The 22,237-nt window shown below is 35.6% G+C and carries 22 protein-coding genes; 15 read left to right on the top strand and 7 right to left on the bottom strand.

The features are described from left to right. Positions 1-92 precede the first annotated feature (92 nt). Both HMPREF9455_RS19995 and HMPREF9455_RS20000 read left to right on the top strand, forming a co-directional pair. Positions 93-446 (top strand): winged helix-turn-helix transcriptional regulator, encoded by a 354-nt coding sequence (locus HMPREF9455_RS19995; protein ID WP_006801583.1) that lies wholly within the window; start codon positions 93-95, stop codon positions 444-446. A gap of 155 nt (positions 447-601) precedes the next feature. Further along, positions 602-1,033 (top strand): hypothetical protein, encoded by a 432-nt coding sequence (locus HMPREF9455_RS20000; protein ID WP_006801584.1) that lies wholly within the window; start codon positions 602-604, stop codon positions 1,031-1,033. A gap of 21 nt (positions 1,034-1,054) precedes the next feature. On the opposite strand, the gene HMPREF9455_RS20005 is transcribed toward HMPREF9455_RS20000, so the two are convergent. The 3 genes from HMPREF9455_RS20005 to HMPREF9455_RS21210 form a co-directional block, all read right to left on the bottom strand. Next, the gene (locus HMPREF9455_RS20005) at positions 1,055-2,956 is read right to left on the bottom strand and encodes a restriction endonuclease (protein WP_006801585.1); all 1,902 of its coding nucleotides are present in this window, start codon (positions 2,954-2,956) and stop codon (positions 1,055-1,057) included. A gap of 379 nt (positions 2,957-3,335) precedes the next feature. After that, positions 3,336-3,506 (bottom strand): 50S ribosomal protein L30, encoded by a 171-nt coding sequence (gene rpmD / locus HMPREF9455_RS21205; RefSeq protein ID WP_280985170.1) that lies wholly within the window; start codon positions 3,504-3,506, stop codon positions 3,336-3,338. A 635-nt stretch (positions 3,507-4,141) separates the two neighbouring features. Continuing rightward, positions 4,142-5,278 (bottom strand): AAA family ATPase, encoded by a 1,137-nt coding sequence (locus HMPREF9455_RS21210; RefSeq protein ID WP_006801587.1) that lies wholly within the window; start codon positions 5,276-5,278, stop codon positions 4,142-4,144. A 1,049-nt stretch (positions 5,279-6,327) separates the two neighbouring features. Between HMPREF9455_RS21210 and HMPREF9455_RS20020 the strand changes: the two genes are divergently transcribed. Next, positions 6,328-7,548, top strand: coding sequence for a site-specific integrase (locus HMPREF9455_RS20020; RefSeq protein ID WP_006801588.1), 1,221 nt, complete (start codon positions 6,328-6,330; stop codon positions 7,546-7,548). Positions 7,549-7,610: 62 nt separating this feature from the next. Here the strand turns inward: HMPREF9455_RS20020 and HMPREF9455_RS20025 are convergent, their stop codons facing one another. Beyond that, complete coding sequence (locus HMPREF9455_RS20025) at positions 7,611-7,907, bottom strand: helix-turn-helix domain-containing protein (protein WP_006801589.1); 297 nt, start codon at positions 7,905-7,907, stop codon at positions 7,611-7,613. A gap of 112 nt (positions 7,908-8,019) precedes the next feature. On the opposite strand from HMPREF9455_RS20025, the gene HMPREF9455_RS20885 reads away from it, so the two are divergent. From HMPREF9455_RS20885 to HMPREF9455_RS20050, 7 genes are all read left to right on the top strand, one after another. Next, positions 8,020-9,612, top strand: coding sequence for an RHS repeat domain-containing protein (locus HMPREF9455_RS20885; protein WP_052303119.1), 1,593 nt, complete (start codon positions 8,020-8,022; stop codon positions 9,610-9,612). A 6-nt stretch (positions 9,613-9,618) separates the two neighbouring features. Beyond that, positions 9,619-10,455 (top strand): RHS repeat-associated core domain-containing protein, encoded by an 837-nt coding sequence (locus tag HMPREF9455_RS20890; protein ID WP_317174769.1) that lies wholly within the window; start codon positions 9,619-9,621, stop codon positions 10,453-10,455. A 3-nt stretch (positions 10,456-10,458) separates the two neighbouring features. Further along, positions 10,459-11,124, top strand: coding sequence for a hypothetical protein (locus HMPREF9455_RS20035; protein WP_006801592.1), 666 nt, complete (start codon positions 10,459-10,461; stop codon positions 11,122-11,124). A 198-nt stretch (positions 11,125-11,322) separates the two neighbouring features. After that, on the top strand, positions 11,323-11,784 hold the full coding sequence (locus HMPREF9455_RS20040; protein WP_006801593.1) for a hypothetical protein: 462 nt from the start codon (positions 11,323-11,325) through the stop codon (positions 11,782-11,784). A gap of 205 nt (positions 11,785-11,989) precedes the next feature. Further along, the gene (locus tag HMPREF9455_RS20895; RefSeq protein ID WP_052303120.1) at positions 11,990-12,169 is read left to right on the top strand and encodes a hypothetical protein; all 180 of its coding nucleotides are present in this window, start codon (positions 11,990-11,992) and stop codon (positions 12,167-12,169) included. 145 nt (positions 12,170-12,314) lie between these two features. After that, the gene (locus tag HMPREF9455_RS20900; protein ID WP_148401934.1) at positions 12,315-13,082 is read left to right on the top strand and encodes a hypothetical protein; all 768 of its coding nucleotides are present in this window, start codon (positions 12,315-12,317) and stop codon (positions 13,080-13,082) included. A gap of 20 nt (positions 13,083-13,102) precedes the next feature. Continuing rightward, positions 13,103-13,459, top strand: coding sequence for a DUF1493 family protein (locus HMPREF9455_RS20050; RefSeq protein WP_006801595.1), 357 nt, complete (start codon positions 13,103-13,105; stop codon positions 13,457-13,459). 103 nt (positions 13,460-13,562) lie between these two features. Here the strand turns inward: HMPREF9455_RS20050 and HMPREF9455_RS20055 are convergent, their stop codons facing one another. The 3 genes from HMPREF9455_RS20055 to HMPREF9455_RS20905 all read right to left on the bottom strand — a co-directional run bounded on the left by HMPREF9455_RS20055 (position 13,563) and on the right by HMPREF9455_RS20905 (position 16,302). Next, positions 13,563-15,095 (bottom strand): M56 family metallopeptidase, encoded by a 1,533-nt coding sequence (locus HMPREF9455_RS20055; protein ID WP_006801596.1) that lies wholly within the window; start codon positions 15,093-15,095, stop codon positions 13,563-13,565. A 2-nt stretch (positions 15,096-15,097) separates the two neighbouring features. Next, positions 15,098-15,478 carry a BlaI/MecI/CopY family transcriptional regulator gene (locus HMPREF9455_RS20060; RefSeq protein WP_006801597.1) on the bottom strand — a complete coding sequence of 127 codons (381 nt, stop codon included), beginning with the start codon at positions 15,476-15,478 and terminating at the stop codon, positions 15,098-15,100. A gap of 170 nt (positions 15,479-15,648) precedes the next feature. Continuing rightward, complete coding sequence (locus HMPREF9455_RS20905; protein WP_006801598.1) at positions 15,649-16,302, bottom strand: transposase; 654 nt, start codon at positions 16,300-16,302, stop codon at positions 15,649-15,651. A 357-nt stretch (positions 16,303-16,659) separates the two neighbouring features. Here HMPREF9455_RS20905 and HMPREF9455_RS20070 point away from each other — a divergent pair, with 357 nt between their 5' ends. Genes HMPREF9455_RS20070 through HMPREF9455_RS20090 form a run of 5 tightly spaced genes read left to right on the top strand, consistent with a single transcriptional unit; the run spans position 16,660 to position 22,223 of the window. Beyond that, a complete protein-coding gene (locus HMPREF9455_RS20070) occupies positions 16,660-17,181 on the top strand; it encodes a shikimate kinase (RefSeq protein WP_006801599.1) in 522 nt (173 codons plus the stop codon). Then, on the top strand, positions 17,178-19,013 hold the full coding sequence (locus HMPREF9455_RS20075) for a trypsin-like serine peptidase (protein ID WP_006801600.1): 1,836 nt from the start codon (positions 17,178-17,180) through the stop codon (positions 19,011-19,013). The genes HMPREF9455_RS20070 and HMPREF9455_RS20075 overlap by 4 nt, the downstream gene beginning before the upstream one ends. Beyond that, positions 19,007-20,374, top strand: coding sequence for a DNA repair protein RadA (gene radA / locus HMPREF9455_RS20080; protein WP_006801601.1), 1,368 nt, complete (start codon positions 19,007-19,009; stop codon positions 20,372-20,374). Before HMPREF9455_RS20075 ends, radA begins: the two co-directional genes overlap by 7 nt. Before the next feature lie 44 nt (positions 20,375-20,418). Further along, on the top strand, positions 20,419-21,594 hold the full coding sequence (locus tag HMPREF9455_RS20085; RefSeq protein WP_006801602.1) for a PstS family phosphate ABC transporter substrate-binding protein: 1,176 nt from the start codon (positions 20,419-20,421) through the stop codon (positions 21,592-21,594). Continuing rightward, positions 21,591-22,223: a chloramphenicol acetyltransferase gene (locus HMPREF9455_RS20090; protein WP_006801603.1), complete on the top strand. Its 633-nt coding sequence runs from the start codon at positions 21,591-21,593 to the stop codon at positions 22,221-22,223. Before HMPREF9455_RS20085 ends, HMPREF9455_RS20090 begins: the two co-directional genes overlap by 4 nt. Positions 22,224-22,237: the final 14 nt, after the last annotated feature.

Consider the following 22,237-nt stretch of genomic DNA (forward strand, 5'->3'; position numbering starts at 1 on the left):
ATAAGGGATAAATCTTTCATCGGGTGATAAATTAATCTCCACTTGATTAAGAATTAATTACCTTTGTAATACAGGAGAAAAAGGGAAATATTATGTATGTAAAGAAGAACCCAATGGACTATTCTGATTGTCCGGTACGCATTGCAATTGATGTTTTATCATCCAGTTGGAATGCTTGGTTGATATCAGAGATCAGCAAAGGAGTTGTAAGACCGTGTGATTTACAGCGAAGTATAAGTATTGCACCAAAACGAGTGCTGACAAAGCAGCTAGGCGAATTGGAGAAGATGGGGATTCTGGAGAAAAAGGTATATCCTGTATTGCCTTTGAAAGTAGAATACTCTTTGACCGAAGCAGGTAAAGGGTTAATTCCAATTATTGATCAGATGTGGCAATGGGGAGATCATTATAAGGAGGATTATATAAATAATACTAAGCTGATATAAACCAATAAAATTATATTTACTGGTGATTACGAAAATCTATTAAGCTCATTGTCGAAGTTTTGGTTGACCATAAAGACGTTCTTTATGAAGAATAAGATTTCAATACTGTAATTGTTATCCTAGTTCTATTGCCTAATTTATAATAAGAGAGAACCATGAAGTACCCATTCCTAATATACTTGAAAAATAAAACATCCCAAGAGTATGAATACAAAAGAGATATTTCAGCAGTTACCCGTACCGACAACGGATATAGCATCACATTTAGTAATGGAAGAAGCTATAGTTATGGAGCTGATAAGGTTAAGTACTATCCGTTTATATCAACATGCGAAAATGTTCGCATATACGAGAATGGAAAATTGAATAAGACATATAATATTGTTGATAAATGCGGACCATATTTGATTTTTCGAGATAGTGACAATTGTTCTTATTCAGTTAAAGAAAATGGAGATATTGAAATCTACAATATAAAAAAGGATATTGTTCAGGCAGAATCAGTTATCGATTACTTTAAAGAGATACCGAAAAGGACAGGCGAAGTTTCGTTTGACATTCTATCAGAACATCTGGTGCATAATTAAAGTTTGTAGCATTATATTATATCAATTAATGAGATTGTTGATATAATCGTATATTTTTAAAAAATCGTCAATATATTTAGTAGCTAAATTTTGTGAGGATTCTGTAGATTTTTCACTAAACCTAACATTGATAGATATTGGTTCATCATATATTGAGATATCTAACATTCTTTTGCCTCTAAAAGTGAAAAAATCAAATAGCAACTCTCTCAATTCAGAAGAATTAAGTTTCATCTCGTTTTTTCCTTGAAGATGGTTAAATCCATATTCGTCTTCAAGTGAGTATTTGTATTCCAAAAGTTTCATCGCATTGTCTATACCGATTTTTGACTTTAATGGCAGCTCTTTAGATAGCCAAAAAATTCTTTGATTAAGCAAAATAGGAAAGCTAATGCTTTTCATATCTGAAGTAAACATCCAACTGCTTGGCATAATATCCTTTTGAACATTTTCAAGTATGAAAGTAACGTCTTCTTGTCTCACTTTTAAAACTTTCAGATTTAATAATTCTAACTTCTTATTGATTAACTCTACTTTTTTAAGATTATACTCCGGTGGAACTCCCCAAATTAAGTTATTTTCATTGTGTTGGAATGCAATCCACTCGTGATCGAGTATTCTTCTTATTCTCATTAGTAAAGATGAGTCAATATTTTCTACAGCGTAGAAATTATGGGATTTAATGTTCTCTAGTTGTCTGTATTGAATTAACTGATAATTATATTGTTCGACAGGATTTATCGGTTGTTCGAACATTTGTACAACCTGAATACCAGACATTTTATGTCTCCAAATTGAATCTTCATCATTTTCAGATAAGTCAAATTGGGTTTCCAACAATGAACAATAGCTCAATTCATTAGATGTCGCTTTGTAATGTGTTTTTACAAAAGTAGTTGCTTGTGTTAGTTGTATTTCTCTAGGTTCAGAAATATCATGAAGATAAATTATACTTCTTATTTGACTAGAAGTTATATGCCACCACTTTTCAGTTGTATTATTCGTCAGGATTTCATTGGCTATTTTATTTACAATTTCACCTCTTATTTCAGATGGTGAGTATTTCTCTATGCTTGAATTAATATGAACTTCAATAGTTAGTGCATACGCTGGCTGATTCAAAAAGGAAACATCTTGGTTGGGTAGTAAATAATTTATATCCAATTCGCCTGTAAATTGAAACCATTTTTTTATATTTACTTCATAATCTTTTGAAATATCTGCTTTGTATTCAAACCCTGGTACTGTTTCGGTCATCCATGATTTTCCCGACAATAATTTTAGGATAGCATCAAACGAATTGTTTTCATGATTTGAGTCCTTTTTAAAGGGTAATTCTTGAATTGTCAAATCAAATTTGAAACTTCTCAATCCGTGAACTTGCCCAAGTCCACTGAACCATTTGTTTATAATGTCTTTATTATTTTTTATTTTATCCCAAATCTTAAATCCGTTCCAATAGTCGATGGTAGGGCAATCAGCAGGATTATCATATCCTCTATTATATTCTCTGTCATTCACATACTTTTTACCTTGTGGCGTCAAATCTGCATTTGTAACAAATATAGCCTGTTTGCAGGCTTTTCGCATACAAGCTACAACAAGTAAATCTAGGTCGTCACCATTATAATGAGATTTATAATCTACTGTGTGTTTACATTGAGTAAGACAGCGCTCACCTTTAGGATTTATTGTTAAAATGTCTTGTTTTTCATCGCCTTGACCATCTGTGACATCAACCGGCGTATGTCCTTCAACTTTAATTAAAATATCAAAAATAAATTCAGGGAATTTATCATAACCAATTTGTGATAAATATTTAAAAATACCTTCTCTTGTTGGTGTTGTTGTAATTAAGTCCAACTCACTAGGAACAGTGTGATAAAAATGTTGTGTAATTCCTGAAACAATATTATAGCTCATATGTCTTTTTTAAGTTTGCCACATCTAATAAAAATATGCAATAATTATTCGAAATACACATTAACTAATAAGAATAATTATATAAGCCTGTAAATTTAGCAAATATTTAAGATACAGAGAAATATATATTCCATAGCGCCATACACTTCCAAACCGAAACTATAGTGCCTCGACTAAAAAAAATAAAAGTAACCAAACTTAATAATTTCTCATTAAAACAGTAGACATGAACTTCTTAGTTGAAGGGCCATCGATTTTGTTCTACATCACTATTAATACAGAATATAATTAATCTCTATCAGAGAGATAGCTGTTGAGTTTTTGAAGGGGCGACACTATGGAGAGGGATACCTTGGTGCCTTTTGCTTTTTTAATAATATTATTCTATTATAGTAACCAAATGCTTTACTTTATTAATCATACCAAGAATTGAAGGAGTCGCTTCATGCTCAACAATGCGATTCAGCTTACGAAGTCCTAGAGCATCAAGTGTTCGCTTTTGGTCAATAGGCATTCCAATTCTACTTTTAACTTGTTTAATCTTTATAATTACCTTAATACTTGATAGTTCACAAACTTGATTTCCTGAAAATTCCCATAATTCAAATCCGAAAGATTCAATAAGAGAATTAGAAATTTTAAATCCATTTGTTGTTAATGTGGAAAGCCGATTAAATGCTGTTGTAGCTGTAATACTAAGAGGAGAATTAATTTGTTTATTAAAAAAACAACATTTTTTTATTTTATGATTATTAAGGAAATATAGGATTGAAGGTACATTAGAAATATCAATAAGTGATTTACATAATTGAGCTATTGCTTTATTCCTTTTTCCAATTTTTGGCGTCCCATTAGCTAATGCAAAAGCGGGAATATATTTAGGATCAGTATCTGTTAATTCATTCAGATAAAAATGAGTCCAATCAGTAGTATATGCTATTAAATCGCATTTTTCTCTTCCTTGCCTAAAGGTGGCTGATAATGAATCTATAAATAATTCGTAGTTGATTATTTTTACTTCCTTGTAGTTTGGATTTTTATATTTTGCTACTCCTGTTCTTGTTGGATGAATCATTTGGGAATCATCAACGAGATCAAAATCTTTATCATTTGTCGTAGCGGAGCAGATTGTACATCTACTCAATGAGTAATGAGCGACGAAATCACTTTTTAACAAACTGTCCATCATAACAAATTATATTGGTCATAAATGTCATTAATCATTTCTGATAAAGGGTTTGTATTTATCAATCGTTCATTTTCTATTTTCAAGTCAATTATCTTCCCGTCTATTACTTGAAAAACTGAAATATCTTCGAAACTGATTTTTGCTCCTTCAATTAGCTTGTTTTTGTCACTCGCTTTGATTAACAAATTAAGATGATTAATGATATATGGACTATGCGTTGCCATCATAACTGTCATTTTATAATCACGATGATTCTCAATAAAGCAACTCTTTACAATAAAGTTAATTAAACTACGTTGACTCTCAGGATATAAGCTTAATTCTGGTTCCTCTATATGAATATTAATGTTTCGATGTTTTATATCACCTATATTTTGTCCAGTCCTGAAATCTTTTAGACTATCATTTTGAGATAAATACCCAACAACGATACTATTAAAACGACTAGTGAAGTCATAGTGCTTAGAGAAATATTCTATGATAACGGATAGAGGAGTAACTGTTTGCATACCTGAAGAAGCTTCTTCCAATTTTATAGGGGGAAATTGCTTTTGACCATCAATATTTTCAATGTAATGTCGAGTAGTATTACCCACTTTTTTACGTGAATATTTCACTCCTAAATAATCTATCGCTAATTCTTTTATAAATGGATATGCTTTTCTAAAATCTTCGTATGTTTCATTTAAAAAGAAACTATTAACCTCTGCATTTTTTGAAAGAATTTCAGAAATAATATTACGCTTATCCGCTATGAAACTCATTTTTTCTAAACTTAATTCATCTTCTGGAATTATAATGTTTGTATTCAATGATCCTCGATAAGATATTTCATTATTTCCTTTTCTATAAATTATTTCGGTTTCAGAACTTAAATATGCATCTTCGTCAAATCCTCCATTTTTGAGATATTGTTTAAAATCAAATTTAAATGGTGATTCTGTAATATTTGCATGTTTCAAATACGAACGAATATTTACCATCTTATATATCCATCGAAATAACACAATTACTTTCATTATTGTGCTTTTTCCACTTCCTGACTCTCCAATAAAAATAGTAAGAGGATGTATATTCTTAATTTCGATATTCTTGATCGGTCCGAAATTTTTTATGACAATTGATTCTTCCATGATCCCAAATATTATAATTTATATAGCCTTTAACAATTGATTGTGAAATTTTTTTCTCAGAGAAATTACCGTCGTTAAACAGCCTCCAAATTTAGCAAATATTTAAGAATCATAAAGTATAATCTCCTATATACTTTAAAATCATATCTTCATAACGCCACACACCTCCAACCCTACGCCACATACGACCACCTCTCTAAAAATCAATAACTAACCACCTCATTACAACTAATTTTATTCTGCATTAATAGTGATGCAGAACAAAATCAGTTATAGTTATGATTTTATATTATTAGAGTAGATTCAGTAAAAACACAAGACCTATAACCGCTAAGGGGGGGTACTCCCTTCTTATACTTATAGGACATTTTATCCCGAAGTGAATAACTTCGCTATAAAAGACTAACCTCGCCAGCTTTGCTGTATGGAGTTTATTTAATTATTGACCCTTATCGTTAGTATTTCAAATTCAATATATTCCTTTCCTTTCTTTACAATTTCAGCTTCAACGATAGCCTTTCTTATAAGCTTATCGTTGAAGCCGTATTTTTAACTAAGGATGTCATTGTCTTTTTTTAGAGCAGGTTTATTGTAAATAAAAAATAAACTATTAGACAGCTTTAATATATACAATTAAAATATATTATATTTGTAAGGAGTAACTAATGTACAGACAAGTGTGTCTAATGCTAAGACAAAATGTGATGTTTTGAAATATCCTAAAGTGTTCACCTTAGAAAAAACGAGAGAAGCAAATATTTGAAATGTAGCTATTTAACTAAAGAATAATGGATTCCGTCCATACCGCCAATAGATTTAGAAAATCAAATAAAAGTCCTGTAAATCAGTCGATTGCATGACTTTTTTATTTTACCTACCCCAGCAAAAAATCCCATTAAAACGCAGATAAAAAAGGTTAATCCGTGGGACTTCCAGATTTATATAAAATGTCCCACTTTTAGGTTTATTTCTCGCTGTATTTCAGATTTTTACCTAACAACAAAATGAACTCTTAATAGTAATTTTGTAACCAAAGAAAAGAGTTTATTATGGGATCAAAGAAAAGTACCTTTAATGTGAACTTTCTACTTAGAAAGCACAAGATGTTGAAGAACGGAGAAGCACCCATATGTATGCGCATCTCTGTTAATTGTCAGGCGGTTGATATTTCTATCAAAAGAAGTGTTGCTGTTGAGTACTGGAATCAGACAAGGGAATGTTGTACATCCACCGGTAAAGTCGGAAAAGAATTGAATCGCTACATTGATACAATGAGGGCTAAGATTCTCCAAATCCATAGAGAATTGGAGATAGATGGTATTCGTATTACGGCTGACGCTATCCGAGATAAATTGTACGGTCGAGATGAGTCACAGAAAACGCTTATCGAAGTCTATGCTGAACACAATAAGCGCTGTCGAGCTTTGATTGGAAAGGACTTTTCCGTTTCTACTGTCGAAAAGTTTGATACCTCTTTAAATATGCTGAAAGCATTTCTCAAACACTCCATGAAAAAGGAAGATATTTTGTTAAAAGAGATAAACCGTGTATTCATTCAAGATTTTGAGTTCTTTTTGAAGGCTGACCGCAATATGCAACATAACTCGGCTCTGAAACACCTGAAAAACTTAAAGAAGATTGTTCGTATTGCTCTTGCTAATGAATGGATAAAGAAAGACCCATTTGTCGGAATTCAGTTCAAACACGATAAAATAGATGTAGATTTTCTAAGTCAAGATGAATTAGAGCGAATTAAAAATAAAGTGTTTACTATTAGGCGATTGGAAGTTGTGCGAGATATATTTTTATTTTGCACGTACACAGGGCTCGCCTTCATAGATGTAAAACAATTAGATTCTTCACATTTGATTGCGGACGGCAATGGTGCACTGTGGATTCGCAAACCCCGTCAAAAAACAGATAATATGTGTAACATTCCTGTTATTCAGCCAGCAAAAGCAATTCTTGAAAAATATAAGGAACATCCCGAGTGTATAAAAAAGAATGTTTTATTACCAGTTTTGAGTAACCAAAAGACTAACGCATACTTGAAAGAAATCGCTGATTTGTGCGGAATTACAAAGAAAATGAGCTCGCATGTCGCCCGCCATACGGCGGCTACCACAGTATTTTTAGCAAACAATGTCTCTATTGAAAATGTAGCCAAAATACTCGGTCATTCCAGTACAAAAATGACACAGCATTATGCAAAGGTATTGGATAGTTCGATCCTTCGGGATATGCAATCTGTTGAAGCGAAATTCAGTTAATTTCGTTACCAACACCCAAAACAAGAAAAGCGAGCCTTAAAAACTCGCTTTTCTTATTTACGTTATTCCTCTCGCCACGACTTCTCAAAATTATCTTCTAACAACTTCAAAACATCAGACTGACGATAACGAATCCTTCCTTTAATCTGTATATAACTGATAGTCCCGTTATCCCTCCAATTTTGTAGTGTACGAGTACTTAGCTTAAGCAACTTGCTAACCTCGTTATTTGTTAAATACTTCTCTCCATTTAGTTGCAGAGTTCTCCGTTTCAGAGCGTTCCTAATGACTTCCTGAATTTCATCTAACACCCGAAACAAGGTATTTATCTTTTCTGATTTTTTATCCAATATTTCCATTGGCCAGATTTTTAATTCCGAATGTAGTCACCTAATACGGAGATTGTTAATATATCCAGTTTCTTATCATAACTGATAGATGCTCGTTTTAGATTATAGTTGTATTTACGATATGGCAGACCAGCTTATATTTACACAGGACGGCGAACAGCGGAAAAAGGGAGAATGGGCATTTACTATACCGGATGCATTGGGGCGGACGGTATTAACCGGGATATGTAGAAATTCCCTGAACTATACAGCCGATCCCTTGAAGGCTATAGTGCTGAAAGCCGCATGGGGAAAAGTAACAAATACATATAAAGGCTATACTATTACCGGAATTTCATTAACGACACCCACTGTCTTGTCAGCCAGCTATTATGACAACTATGAATTTATGGGCTTGAATAGTATACCTGCCAATACGGATGTAAACTTCAAATACAATGCGGAAAGCGGCTACGGCACTTGGTACGGGACAGACTATACCGATGCTAACAAGTACAAAAATAAGGGTATGCTGACAGGAAACCTTACCGCACAGATGAACGCTGACGGAACCGTATCATCTGCGTACCTGTATTCGGTGATATATTATGACGACCGGGGGCAACTCATCCAATCCAAATCGAACAATCATTTAATGGGGGTTGAAAAGGAATACTTCGAGTACAACTATACTGGACAGCCGACCCAAAGGAAACATGTGCATCAGGTTACAGGCAAGAACACCCAGACAGAAGTCTATGCTTATATTTACGACCATGCAGGACGCCTGTTGAAAACCACTCATCAACTGACAGATGGGACAACGGTAAAACCGCAGGTAACACTGGCGGAGAACACCTATGACGAACTGGGAAGGCTAAAGACAAATAAGAAAGGAGGACAGGCAAACCTGAATACTACTTATGCCTATAATGTCAGGTCGTGGACAAACAGCATAGCCAATGCGCATTTTAACGAGGCCTTGACCTATAGCTATAACGGTAATGTTTCATCCATGCAGTGGGGGCAGGCAGGCAAAACCAGAAAATATAATTTCACCTATGACAACCTTTCCCGCCTGAAAGCCGCAGCCTATACAGGCGACGGCAATTTCAATACCTCGTATACCTACGACAAGCACGGCAATATCAAGACCCTGCAACGCTACGGTATGACGGCGGCCTCCACCTACGGGATAATAGACAACCTGACGGCGGATCATACCGGAAATCAGTTAAAATATATCACCGATGCAGGACCTAATGTAACCCTGAATGCTTCTATGGACTTTAAGGATTATACCAAGGGGACAGGTACCGAATATACTTACAATGCCAATGGGGCAATGGTAAAAGACCTGAATAAAGGAATATCAGCTATAGCTTATAACTCCCTGAACCTGCCCTGGATAGTGGATATAAAGAGTAAGACAGCCGAAGGACGTAATGAATATACTTACTCAGTATCAGGGCAAAAGCTGAAAGCGGTACAACGATGGAACCCAAACTATAATAGTGCGCCTGTCATAGGTTCTGATGTAAATATAAGTGCTTTGACAATGAGCAGTACTACAGATTATGTAGGCAATATCATTTACGAAAACGGAAACCTGAAAAGAATTCTGGTTGATGGAGGTTATTATGAATCAGGAAATTATTACTTTTACATCAACGACCATCTGGGTAACAACCGGATAGTAGCCAATGCAGCGGCATCGGTGGTGCAGAGTACGTAGTATTATCTGTTCGGGATGCCGCTCGCGGATGCTACGGGGCAGAATATTCAACCATATAAATATAATAACAAAAAGTTGGATGGCAGGAACGGGCTGAATTGGTATGATTATAGTGCGAGGTATTTGGCTTTTGATTTTCCTGTTATGCCGATGGTTGATCCAATGAGTGAGAAATATTATTCTATCAGTCCGTATGCCTATGTGGCGAATAATCCTATTAGATATATAGATCTGAGAGGAGATAGTATAAGTGTAGCTGAAGAGTATAGGGAATTATTTTATATTGGATTAGCGAGTGCATTTGGTAGGTATGCAAAAAATTTCAGTTATACAGAAAGCGGGATGTTAGTATATAATGGATCAACTAAAGGGATGACTAAAGATCAAAAGAATCTTTTTAAAGGGATGAATTCTGTAATGAGTGAAGAGATGACAACCAATGTAATCTATGGTAAAGAAACGGAAATTTCACTTGCAGATGGTTCAACGCAGACAGTTCAAGCATCTCAAGGAGGAGGGGCTTTAGCAGTTCTTGCTAGTGAGAATCCAGGGGTTGCTCAAAATACAATTTTAATAGACCCAAGTATGCATCATAAAACAACTACCGTAATGGAAGTGACTTCTGCATATTATAAAACTCCGATAAGTCCTGCCAATGGACCTAGATTTAGACAGGCACCTTTATATACAACTATTCAAGACTTATTCTATCATGAATTGGGGCATGTTATTTACCAAGGCCAAAGTCAAGATAAGGTTCTTAAGTATAATAATATATTCAGAAGGATGTTTGGACATCCTGTAAGAAAACCAGATGAGACACATAACAAAACAATAAAATAGAATATGAGAGAGAAAATTTATTTTATTTTCGTTTTTATTTTGTTTTCGTTTTCACTTTGGGGACAAAATAGTTTAATAGAAGACAAAAAAAGTCAAACTTACCTACAAGATAGGTATAACAATGAAATTTATGTGAATAAGAGAATTGTAAAAAATGACTTTATTATAGAAATCTGTAACAACACCTCAGATACTATTTATTTATTTGATAGCTATTTGACTCCAGAGCTAATAAAATCGAAATATATTCATCGCTATAATGCGGATGTAGAGAAGTGTAAATTATCAACTCTACCTTTAATTCCTTATTTATCAGTGAAACTTTCAGATGTGATAATATTGGGGAAAGATAAAATAGTAAAGAGATATAAAACACTTTATAGTTTTACTCCTATAAATCCACATTGTGAAATAAAACTGGTAATACCTCTAGATGTACTTAATAACAACTATAAAATTTTAGATTTTGAAGTAAAGGATAAAGGAAGTTTTGATGAGATATTTTTTGAGAGTATAAATATTGATCAAAAATGTTCTAATATAATTATAGAATTAGCTATTTATCAAAAAATAGATTTATTAGTTTCTAAAGAAGCATACTATCTCGATTCAGAAAAGTTTGAAGAACAGGCTAAATCTTTTGATGTTCTAGCTATTAATTTTCATTGAATACTTTATCAATTTGATAATATAAATTTATAAGTAAGCGAACTCAAAGCCCGCTCGCGCAGACGTCCCGTGTCTGTTGCACAACTCACATTTTGCTGACAGTCGATGATACTGATTTAGAAAAGAAGCCTTACGAAATTGAAAAACAGATTCTGGATGAAATTCAAAAAAATAAAATAAACGAATAAAATAAATAATATGAAAAAAAGAATTTATTTTTTAGTTATATTTAATATTCTATTTACTGCTATTTATGCAAGTGATATACCAGTAAGAAATATTAAAGATAGTCTACTATTATTTTTAAAACAAACAAAAGATATACCAGGCAATTATACAATAGACTATATACCTAATACGATATTGACAGAAGTGAAAGACAGATCTCACATAGAAAATGGAAAAACCGGTATTTTCTATATTCCATCTTTTTCTGCACATGGATATATACATTATTTGCTAATTGATAAAAAAAGGTTTCAGATAATTAATATGCGGGAACCATTTAACGCTAATTTGGAAAAGCTAATTACTTATTTAAAAAATAATGAACATTATAACAAGTCCGATATTCTTTTTTATATTTCAGATTTTATTAAAACTTATGAAAAAAATAAGAAAAAGAGTAAACAGGCTGGTATCTATATTGGTATAGATTAAATTACCCGTTCAGCGTAAACTCTGTCTATGCCACCACTACAATAATAACAATCCTGTCTTATCATCAGCCGGATAATTTATCTATAGCATATACCTTTTGTTCAGCGGAGCAAAAAAGAAACAGCATGAAAACTATTGAAAAGACTGTTACGTTTGTTACCTTTTTGAGCTGGCGGTATAACTCCTGTCATTTAAAAGAATTCTAGTGGATGGCGGTTATTATGAATCAAGAAATTATTACTTTTACATAAATGACCATCTCGGCAACAACTGGATCGTAGCCAATGCGGCGGCCTCGGTGGTGCAGAGTACGCAGTATTATCCTTTCGGGATGCCGTTTGCGGATGCTACGGGGCAGAATGTACAGCCGTACAAGTATAAATAAGGAATTGGATGGCAGGAATGGACTGAATATGTACGATAATCTTGCTCGACTGTACGACCCTGTAGTACCGCATACGCCTACACCAGACCCGCATGCGGAGAATTATTATAGCTGGAGCCCGTATGCTTGGGTGGGGAATAATCCGATGAGAAATATTGATCCTTTTGGAACGGATGTTTGGACAACAAATGATCCTGACCAGATTGCTCGATTCTTAAATCATCTACAAGCTGTTTCAGGAAATAAGACATCTAACCCATTCGATTATGGAGGTTGGAATCGCATGACTGATGATGAATATAAAGAACATAATAAAGATGAATCTGTTTCATTTAATGATGATACGTTCAATTTTAATATCAATTTAGAGGGTTATCAGGGAAATTTTAAAGCAGGAATGAGAAGTAAGGAAACAAATTATGCTTACATAACATCTTCTGATATGGATGGCCTTTTTGCACCAGAGGGAGAAGCTGGACTAAATTTAGATGGTAATTTAACAGGATTAGGAACTGGTTCAGCTTTTTGGTATGCATTGGGCGGAGGGGTTCATAAGAGTTCTATTGTAGCAAAAGCAATTTGGCCCCCAAGTAGGCTTGTTGGAGAAGCAAAAAAAACAACATCTTTATATTCTCTAATTCTTCACCGTAAAGGATATGGGAAAATTACTGCAAAAAGAGCACTTTCCTGGACTAGCGGAACAACGTATGCAGGGCAATTAAGTAGATTAGCTGCACCGATTGGATATGTAGGAGCTGGTTTTGCTTTATATGAATCTTGGTCAATTGGCCGCAAACTAGGATATTGGTATGGAGGAGATGCTGTAGTGAGGGGTGAAATAGGTCCTTTATGGTTAAGGAATATATTTAGTCCTACAATTCCAGTCCCAATTGTTAAACCGCCAAGGAAGTAAATTTTCATAAATAAATTTGTATGGAGAATAAAATCGAAGATTTAAAAAGGTTTATACTTGATAGATTATGTAAAGAAGAATTTGACATTGACTTTTCTTTTAATGTGGGGATAGAAAAAGATTTAGGCTTCTATGGAGATGAAGCAGCTGAATTAATTTATTACTATGGAAAGAAATTTGAGGTTGATACAAGTAGTTTTAACTTTAAAATATATTTTACTCCAGAGGAAATTATTATATATCTTTTAAGAAAAATATTGCCTTGTTTAAATCCCAAAAAGAAAGAACTTACTATTGGAGATTTAGTCGCAGGTATAAAAGCGGGTAGATTGGACGAAGAAGTTATCAATGCTTCAAAAGAGATTGAAAGCATATGATAGGCCTGCTCGCACAGACACATTCTGTTTGTGTGTTACGTAACAATAACTTTAAGGTATCTAAATTTCAGAACATTTTTTATTTTCAGTCCCTATTCATCATTTATCTCTGTTTAGTGTTATCTTTCTTCTTTGAGGTTATTAGTATCACACCATTTTTTCCTTCGGTGCCATATATGGAAATGGCGCTCTTGTCCTTAAGTACGTCGATACTTTCTATATCGTTGGGGTTTATATTTTCTAAATTCTTTATTTTTACACCATCGAGATAAATTACAGGTTCATTTGATTTCCAATGTTTTATTATTTTACTTGGAACTCCATTCACACTTATACTATCTCCCTTCAATGTCATCCTTCCAGTCATTTTTAGTTCAACTTTGTTGCTGCCTTTCAACTCTGGATGCTTCTTCACATATTCCTTCGTCTTGATATGGATAACGCCTTGTTTAGCGTCTTCTCCATACATCTCTGCTGCGAGAACATCTTTAAGTACTGAAACAGATTCTACGTCTGCAGGATTTATAGTTTCCATTTTTACCTTATCCGATTTTTTACCGTCGATAAAAACTATAGGGTCTGCATCTCCTCCGGTCATAGTATATACCCCTTTGATCTCTATTTTTGTATTGCTTTTATCCGAATTAATGGAGTCTTTTTTCTTCGTTATAATTATCTTTTTGGTTTTAATCAGAGAATCGGCGGGAACATTGCTCTTTGATCCATATCCGATTACAACAATAGAGTCGTCAGGAACGGCTTGTACATCCGGCTCGTCAAATACATAACGAGGTTTCGACGAAGCCCACAGAAACAATCCGAAGATAGGGATGATGGCTAAAACTATAGCCCTTTTCCATGGTGAACTTTTGGCTTTTTTTATCATAGATAAACGATTTAACGGTTTGGAATAATTGAATGAATTGGAAAACGAGAACACAGGTCCCTGAAATTTTTGGTTAATCAACACTGCTTGATAAAGTGCAGGGGAAACCCCGGAATCTATCACAGCCTTATCCGCCAGAAACTCATGATTTTCTTTCAATAGTTTTACATAAACCCAAGCCAACGGATTGAACCATTGTAATATCAGTATACATTCACTACATAAGAGGTCTATCCAATGTTTTTGGTTTACATGAGTTATTTCGTGCTTGAGGATCAAATCTTTTTCTATCTGGCTCAGATTACTTGTATTCATTAATATATAATTCAATACCGTGAATGGAGAGTTTATATCAGTGTTCTCTACAAGTTTAAAACCTTTGTTATTGTATTTCACTCCGCTTTTTACCAGTTTCCGGAGTTTTGTATATGCATATATATTGCGTCCTATCAACATTAATGTACCGATCATATACAGACTTGATAATACGATCCAGATATTGATGGCGGAGGCAGATGTTACAGGCGCAGACTCTGAAGCCGTTTCTATATTTTGGACTACAGAGACCGGAATGACCACCTCATAAGTATACTTAATAGCAGGGATAATCAATGACGCCACAAAACCGGAGAGCAGGAATATCCTATTGAAACGAAAGAATGTAGTCGGACGCAAAAATAAGGAGTATATAACGAGAAATATACCCAGACAAATGCCGGCTTTAGCTATGTAAATAATGAATGTTTCCATGGCTATTTAGTTTTATTGGTTTCTTCTTCAAGTGCTTTACGCGTTTCATCCAGCATTTCATCCATCTGTTCAATAGAGAGGTTGGTCTCTTTTGCAAAAAATGAAACCATAGAAGAGAATGACCCGTTGAAATAGTCTTTCACAAATCCGAATAGTTGTTTTTTTGAGTAATTCTCTTTAGAAATAAGGGCTTTATATATATTAACACGTCCTTCGCTACGGTGCGATACGAAATCTTTTCCTTCCAGTATGGTTAATACTGTAGCTATTGTCGTTCTGGCAGGCTTGTTATCGGTAAATCCTTTCAGTATATCCTGTACTGTGCCTTCTTCCATGGTCCACAGTATCTGCATTATCTGTTCTTCGGCTTTTGTGAGTTGCATACTATATTTATTGATTACAATGCAAATGTATGTCTAAATTTTTAGACGATGAAATTTTCTGGACTATTTTTTTAGACAAAAAGCAGGTGATTAGTCGACTAACAGTTTTTATTATTTTGAGACGTGGGAATCTCAGAAGCTGTTTGAATTATATCACTTATCTGTTTTTGTTAAAACCTGACACATCTGACAGTTTTCTTAATTTTTTCGGTTGTCATATTTTTCTTCTTTTTGTGTTCGGCCTTTCTTTTTTGTGAAGATGTAAGTATTTGCATATCCTTTTTTGTATGTTCGTTTTTCGGGGGGAACTCTGTGATGGCCTCCGCGCAGGTTTCCAATATTTCTTCCGCCGGATTCAGGATAATTTCTTCTTCAGGTTCTACTCTTTTCTTCAGGGTTTCGGGTTTACTCTTCATTACGCATTCTTTAGCGGACTTCTCCTCTCCTTGCCGGCTCTTATCCTGTCTGTCAAGCAGCATCTTTATCGTACGCAGGTCGGGCGGGCATTCCTTCTTCGTAACAGTCTTTTGTTTGAAAACAAGTTCGCCTGTATGTCCATCGGGGACATAGATGTCTTTTTCTACCGTGGTGTAATAGCCTTCAAGTTTCTTTTTCAGCGAAGCATGCACCATCGTCATCAGTTCGGCTTCGCGGCGCGCTACCGCCTGTTCCACTTCGCTGCGGAAATCGCTTCTGGTATTCATCCAGCAATAATATGTCTCACGGCTGATGCCTGTTGCCTTACATACCTGCGATACGGTGAAAAACTCGTCTTCAAGCAGGTTTACAATCTTTTCTGTCAATTCCGTACTGTACTTTGCCATAGTAAATTTTTTAATTTGAATATTAGCATATTAGCAAATGAATTCCGGGTATATCGCTTTGCGCTATTTACAAATCTGCTAATTTGCTAATCAGTTTCTTTATAGATAAACGGAATTTCTATCCATACAAAATTTTAACATTTTAGAGGTAAGTGGCAAAAGCTTCGCGTCGCGTCGGCCTCCTTCTGTCGGCTACACCGAAACACTACGCTTATAATAGTAAAATTACTCCGTAGCTTCTTAGATTTCGATAAAGAATATTTACAGTCGTTAAAACATAATAATATTAAGGTCTCTAATCTTCTTTAACTATTTTATTCCTATTTTTGTACGATTAGTATATATCGAATAATATAAATGAAGAGAATATTCCTGATTGGGTATATGGGTGCCGGGAAAACTACTGCCGGAAAAGAACTTGCAAAAGTTCTGGAACTTGAATTTATAGATTTAGACCACTTTATACAAGCGCGCTACCAGAAAACAGTGAGCCAACTATTTCAGGATGTTGGCGAAGGAGAATTTCGAAAAATAGAAAGCAGTGTACTGAAAGAAGTTGGCGAATTTGAAAACGTAGTCATTTCTACAGGAGGGGGGACTCCATGTTTCTTTGATAATATGGAGTATATGAATAAGGCCGGCACTACGGTGTATCTGAATGCTGCGCCTGAGGCACTCGCTGCACGGTTAAACACATGTAAGGAAAAACGTCCGCTCATAAAAGATAAAAATGAAGAGGAGCTTTTCGCTTTCGTAGTAGAGAGTCTGGAGAAAAGAAATCCGTATTATACCCAGGCGCAGATTATATTCGAAACGGAAGAACTGGTAAATCGGAATGATGTTAATAAATATGTTCAGCAATTAATTGATAAATTATGAAATCTAATCTATCGAAGAAGTTTTTAGCAGGTCTAATAATGCTTACATCCGCTGTTTTTGCTATTGCCCAGGATAAACAATACTCACTGAATGAAGATAAGTCAAAGGTTTCATTGATTGTCGATCTAAAGCAGACCAAATACACTGTTGCCGACATCCAATACAATAAACGGGGGACCGCGCTATTAGAAGCCAAAGTGTATACACTCGGTATCAATATGGATACTATCGGCTCCTGGTCGGCCTTATCGAACAAAAATAAAATTTGGAAGTTGAACATAGATGTACCTCAGGCAACAGGATTCTTTGTCCGGTTCGATGATTTTTATTTACCCGAAGGGGCTAAGCTATATGTTTACAATAAAGATAACACGAGCGATGCTGTTGTGTATATCCATAGTGATAATCCTTCCGGTGGAGCGTATTCTATAGAAAATTTAAAAGGTGATAATGTGGTACTGGAATATGTTGTTTCGGACAAAGTGACCGAACTTCCCCGTATACTTTTATCCGATGTTGGGTATAAATATACAAATGGAAATGGCGAGCATTCCGATTTCAATACATCTGCTTCATGTATGATTAATGTAAATTGCCCTGATGCTGAAAATTGGCAATACCAAAAGAAAGGAGTGGTACTATTGAGAATGACAAAAAGCGATAATAAAACTTACTTGTGTTCGGGTTCTCTTATTAATAATACAAACAATGATAAGACTCCATATTTACTTACGGCCGACCATTGTTTCGAAAATATGAGTGTAGCTCAAATTCCTGACAATACATCATTTATCTTTGAATATGAATATCCTACCTGCCAAATGGAAACAGGGGCGCAGGCTCCGAAATATAAATACCACAAAGGTTCGGAAGTTATGGTAATAAATCCGATAAGCGGCGGTAGTGATGGGGCGTTGCTCAAACTCTCAGAGAGTATTCCTGACGATTGGGATGTATATTTTAACGGATGGAACAGGGAGAATAAAGCAACTAGCAGTGGAGCTGTGATCCACCATCCGATGGGAGATGTTAAGAAAATATCATTTTATGAAAAAGAACCTGTATCCGGCAGATGGAACTCAAGTTCGCCATCCGGTACACATTGGGTCGTTACCTATTCGAAAGGGGCAACTCAGGGCGGTTCATCAGGTAGCCCTATTTTCAATTCGGCAGGGTTAATAATAGGCACACTGACAGGTGGTAACAATCAGCTTTGTAATCTGACCGAGCCTGATTATTATGGAAAATTGTGGTACCATTGGGATCAATATCCGGATGCGAGCAGGCATATGAGCAAATATTTAGACCCTGCCAACTCCGGTGTAACGAAACTGGCCGGGCTGAATAATAATGATGATATAGAAAAGAATATTGTTTTAGATAATAACGATTTATCCATTATCTTGAATACAAATTCAGAGGTTACAATTCTTGATGGTAATGGTGATTATACAGTTTCATCATCGGATAATAAAATTGTAGCAGCAGAAATAAATGATAACAAGATCACGATAAAGGCTCTTAAGTATGGGGCGGCAATCATTGAGGTTAGAGATAAAAAAAGTAAAATGGCTGCAATAAAAGTTCAGGTGGTCAGCACAGTGAAATATGCTATTACAGGGACAAAAACACTTACAGTAACACTTAACAAGGAAGACGATTCTATCAAGCGGGTTCGAATAATCAATCTGAACGGCGATACGGTCATTGATAAAAAAGGCCTTGATGTAAAAGAACAGGTAATAGATATGAGTATTTTACCAAGGGATACATATATCATACAAACTATGACAAAGAACGGGGCAAAGAAAGCGGAGAAAATAACATGGTAAAAACAAAATCAGTATATGTTTGCAGCAATTGTGGAAACGATTCACCCAAATGGCTGGGTAAATGTCCTGTATGCGGTGAATGGAATACATATGTAGAAGAAATAATAAGTAAAGAAAAATCAACGGCTAAAAGCGGTTTGCATATATTCGACACCACGAAAGCAAAACCTTTGCTCCTGAAAGATGTACAGACAGGTGAAGAGCCGCGCATCGACTTGCACGACGGAGAGCTCAACCGAGTGCTGGGAGGAGGGCTTGTTCCAGGCTCTCTTGTATTGATAGGAGGGGAGCCCGGTATCGGTAAGTCTACTTTGATATTGCAGACTGTATTAGGTCTGAACGGAATAAAGACGTTATATATATCGGGAGAAGAGAGCGCACGCCAGTTGAAACTACGTGCCGACCGTATCAATTCTAACAGTGAAAATTGTTTTATAGTCTGCGAAACTAATCTGGAACATATATTCGTGCATATACAGAATCTGAATCCCGAATTTGTCATTATCGATTCCATTCAGACGGTTTTTACCGATGCAGTGGAATCTTCACCGGGTAGCGTATCGCAAGTGCGCGAATGCTCTGCCGCAATACTCAAGTTTGCGAAAGAAACAAATACACCTGTTGTACTGATAGGACACATCAATAAAGAAGGTAGTATAGCCGGGCCAAAGGTATTGGAGCATATAGTGGATACAGTACTCCAGTTCGAGGGCGATCAGCACTATATGTACCGTATCCTGCGCAGTATTAAAAACCGTTTTGGTAGTACTGCAGAGCTAGGTATTTACGAGATGCGTCAAAATGGATTACGTGAAGTCAGCAATCCTTCAGAGTTGTTATTAACTCAAAATCATGAAGGATTGAGCGGTGTATCCATTTCTGCCTCTATCGAAGGTATCCGCCCCTTCTTAATCGAAACGCAGGCATTGGTCAGCACGGCTGCATACGGTACGCCGCAACGTTCGGCCACCGGGTTTGATCTTCGTCGGATGAATATGCTTCTTGCAGTGTTGGAAAAACGGGCGGGTTTCAAACTTATCCAAAAAGATGTTTTCCTGAATATTGCGGGAGGATTGAAAGTAAACGATCCCGGCATGGACTTATCCGTTATCAGTGCCGTATTATCGTCCAGTCTCGATATTTCTATAGAGAAACATGTTTGTATGACGGGTGAAGTCGGTCTGTCCGGAGAAATCCGTCCGGTAAATCGTATCGAACAACGTATCCTGGAAGCCGAAAAACTCGGGTTCTCAAAAATACTTGTGCCACAGAATAATTTGAAAGGATTTACATCGAAAGTCAATATCGAAATCATTCAGGTGAGAAAGGTAGAAGAGGCTTTCAGGCAGCTTTTCGGTTAGTAGCAGGTCGTTTTTTTGTTGCTTAAATATTACTTACGGCGAAAATGGGAAATAGTATTATACGAGGTTTCATTGCTTTTATACTAATTGGCATTACTCTGTTTTTAGGATTTTGGATGATGCTTGTAGCAGCGTTTAGTGTAAGTAAAGGTTTTTATGTGCCTTTAGTTCTTATCGTTACACTGTTACTTGTTGTTTGGATAATTATAGCATTATTTCGGTTACTCAAATCAAAAATTATATGGTTTAGCCTTTTAGGAATAGTCTTAGTCTGTGCCGTGTCTATCTCTGTATATGAGGGGTACAGGAGCTATATCAAAAGTATCCCGACAGTCGATGATCAAGGTGTAAACTTATATGATTACCAGCCTTTTTCGGATGGAAGTAAAGTGGCAAAATTAAGCGAACAGTCTGCTTTCTTGTTTACGGATAGCCTGCCTGTGCTGGATGGAGCTACGGCTTTGTATCCAGTTTATGCAGCTTTTGCTCAGGCGACTTATCCTCGGGGTGAATATAACCCTTACAATAGTATTGTGTCTAGTCATACTACACCCGAAGCATATGATAATCTACTCAGTGGGGTGGCTGATATTATCTTTTGTGCCGCACCATCAAGGTCACAGGTCGAAAAGGCTGCTGCCCTAGGCATAGAATACAGTATGACGCCAATAGGTAAGGAAGCATTTGTTTTTTTTGTGAATGCTAAAAATCCCGTATCGGAATTGACAATCGAACAAATTCAGGATGTTTATTCGGGAAAAAAAACAAACTGGAATGAACTGGGAGGAAAAGATGAAGAGATAAAAGCCTTTCAGCGCCCGGTAAACAGTGGCAGTCAGACCATGTTGGAAAAAATAATGGAAGATAAAGAATTAATGAGCCCGCCGACAAATGATATTGCGGGAGGTATGGGGGAAATTATTGATCGTACAGCTGAGTATAAGAACTTTAATAATGCGATAGGATATACATTCCTTTTCTTTGCTACAGAGATGATAGGGAATAATCAAATTAAACTGATAAAGGTAAACGGAGTGTACCCGGACAAAAATACGATAGAAAACAATACATATCCTTTTACCGGTGATTTTTATGCTATAACAACAGGCGCAAATAACAAAAATGTAACTAACTTTGTAAACTGGATTTTATCAGAACAAGGACAATATCTAATAGAAAAAACAGGATATACACCTATAAACAAAGCGACAGAACAGTGAGAACTCCCATAGATATCGAAAAATGGAACAGGAAGGAACATTTCAATTTCTTCAAAACGTTTGATGATCCTTTTTTCGGCATGACGGCAAATGTAGATTTTACCCCTGTTTATAACTATAGCAAAGATAAGAAGTCCTCATTTTTTCTTCATTCGTTACACAAGATTATGCAGACAGTGAATGCCATAGACGTATTCCGCTTCAGGATAGAAGGTGATGATGTCGTTTCATACGATACTGTACATTCTGCGCCCACAGTCGGACGTGATGACGGTACATTTAGTTTTTCTTTTTTTGACTATTACCCGGATCTGAAAGATTTTGAAGAAAATGCCCTGCAAATCATAGCTAAAGTAAAACAATCATCCGGATTGGGATTAGACGAAAACTCTGAACGTACTGATGTTGTACATTATTCATCTGTACCCTGGATACGTTTTACGGATATGAAACATGCTGTGTCGTTTGGTAATAATGGTGCTATACCTAAAATATCGACAGGTAAATTTTTCACAGAAGAACAAAAAATACTTTTACCTGTTTCTATAACTGTAAACCATGCTATAATGGATGGATTGCATGTCGCACAATTTCTGGATAAATTACACGATAGCATCCATTCACATTAAATATAATCAGGATA

Source organism: Dysgonomonas gadei ATCC BAA-286 (genome assembly GCF_000213555.1).
Taxonomy (GTDB): domain Bacteria; phylum Bacteroidota; class Bacteroidia; order Bacteroidales; family Dysgonomonadaceae; genus Dysgonomonas; species Dysgonomonas gadei.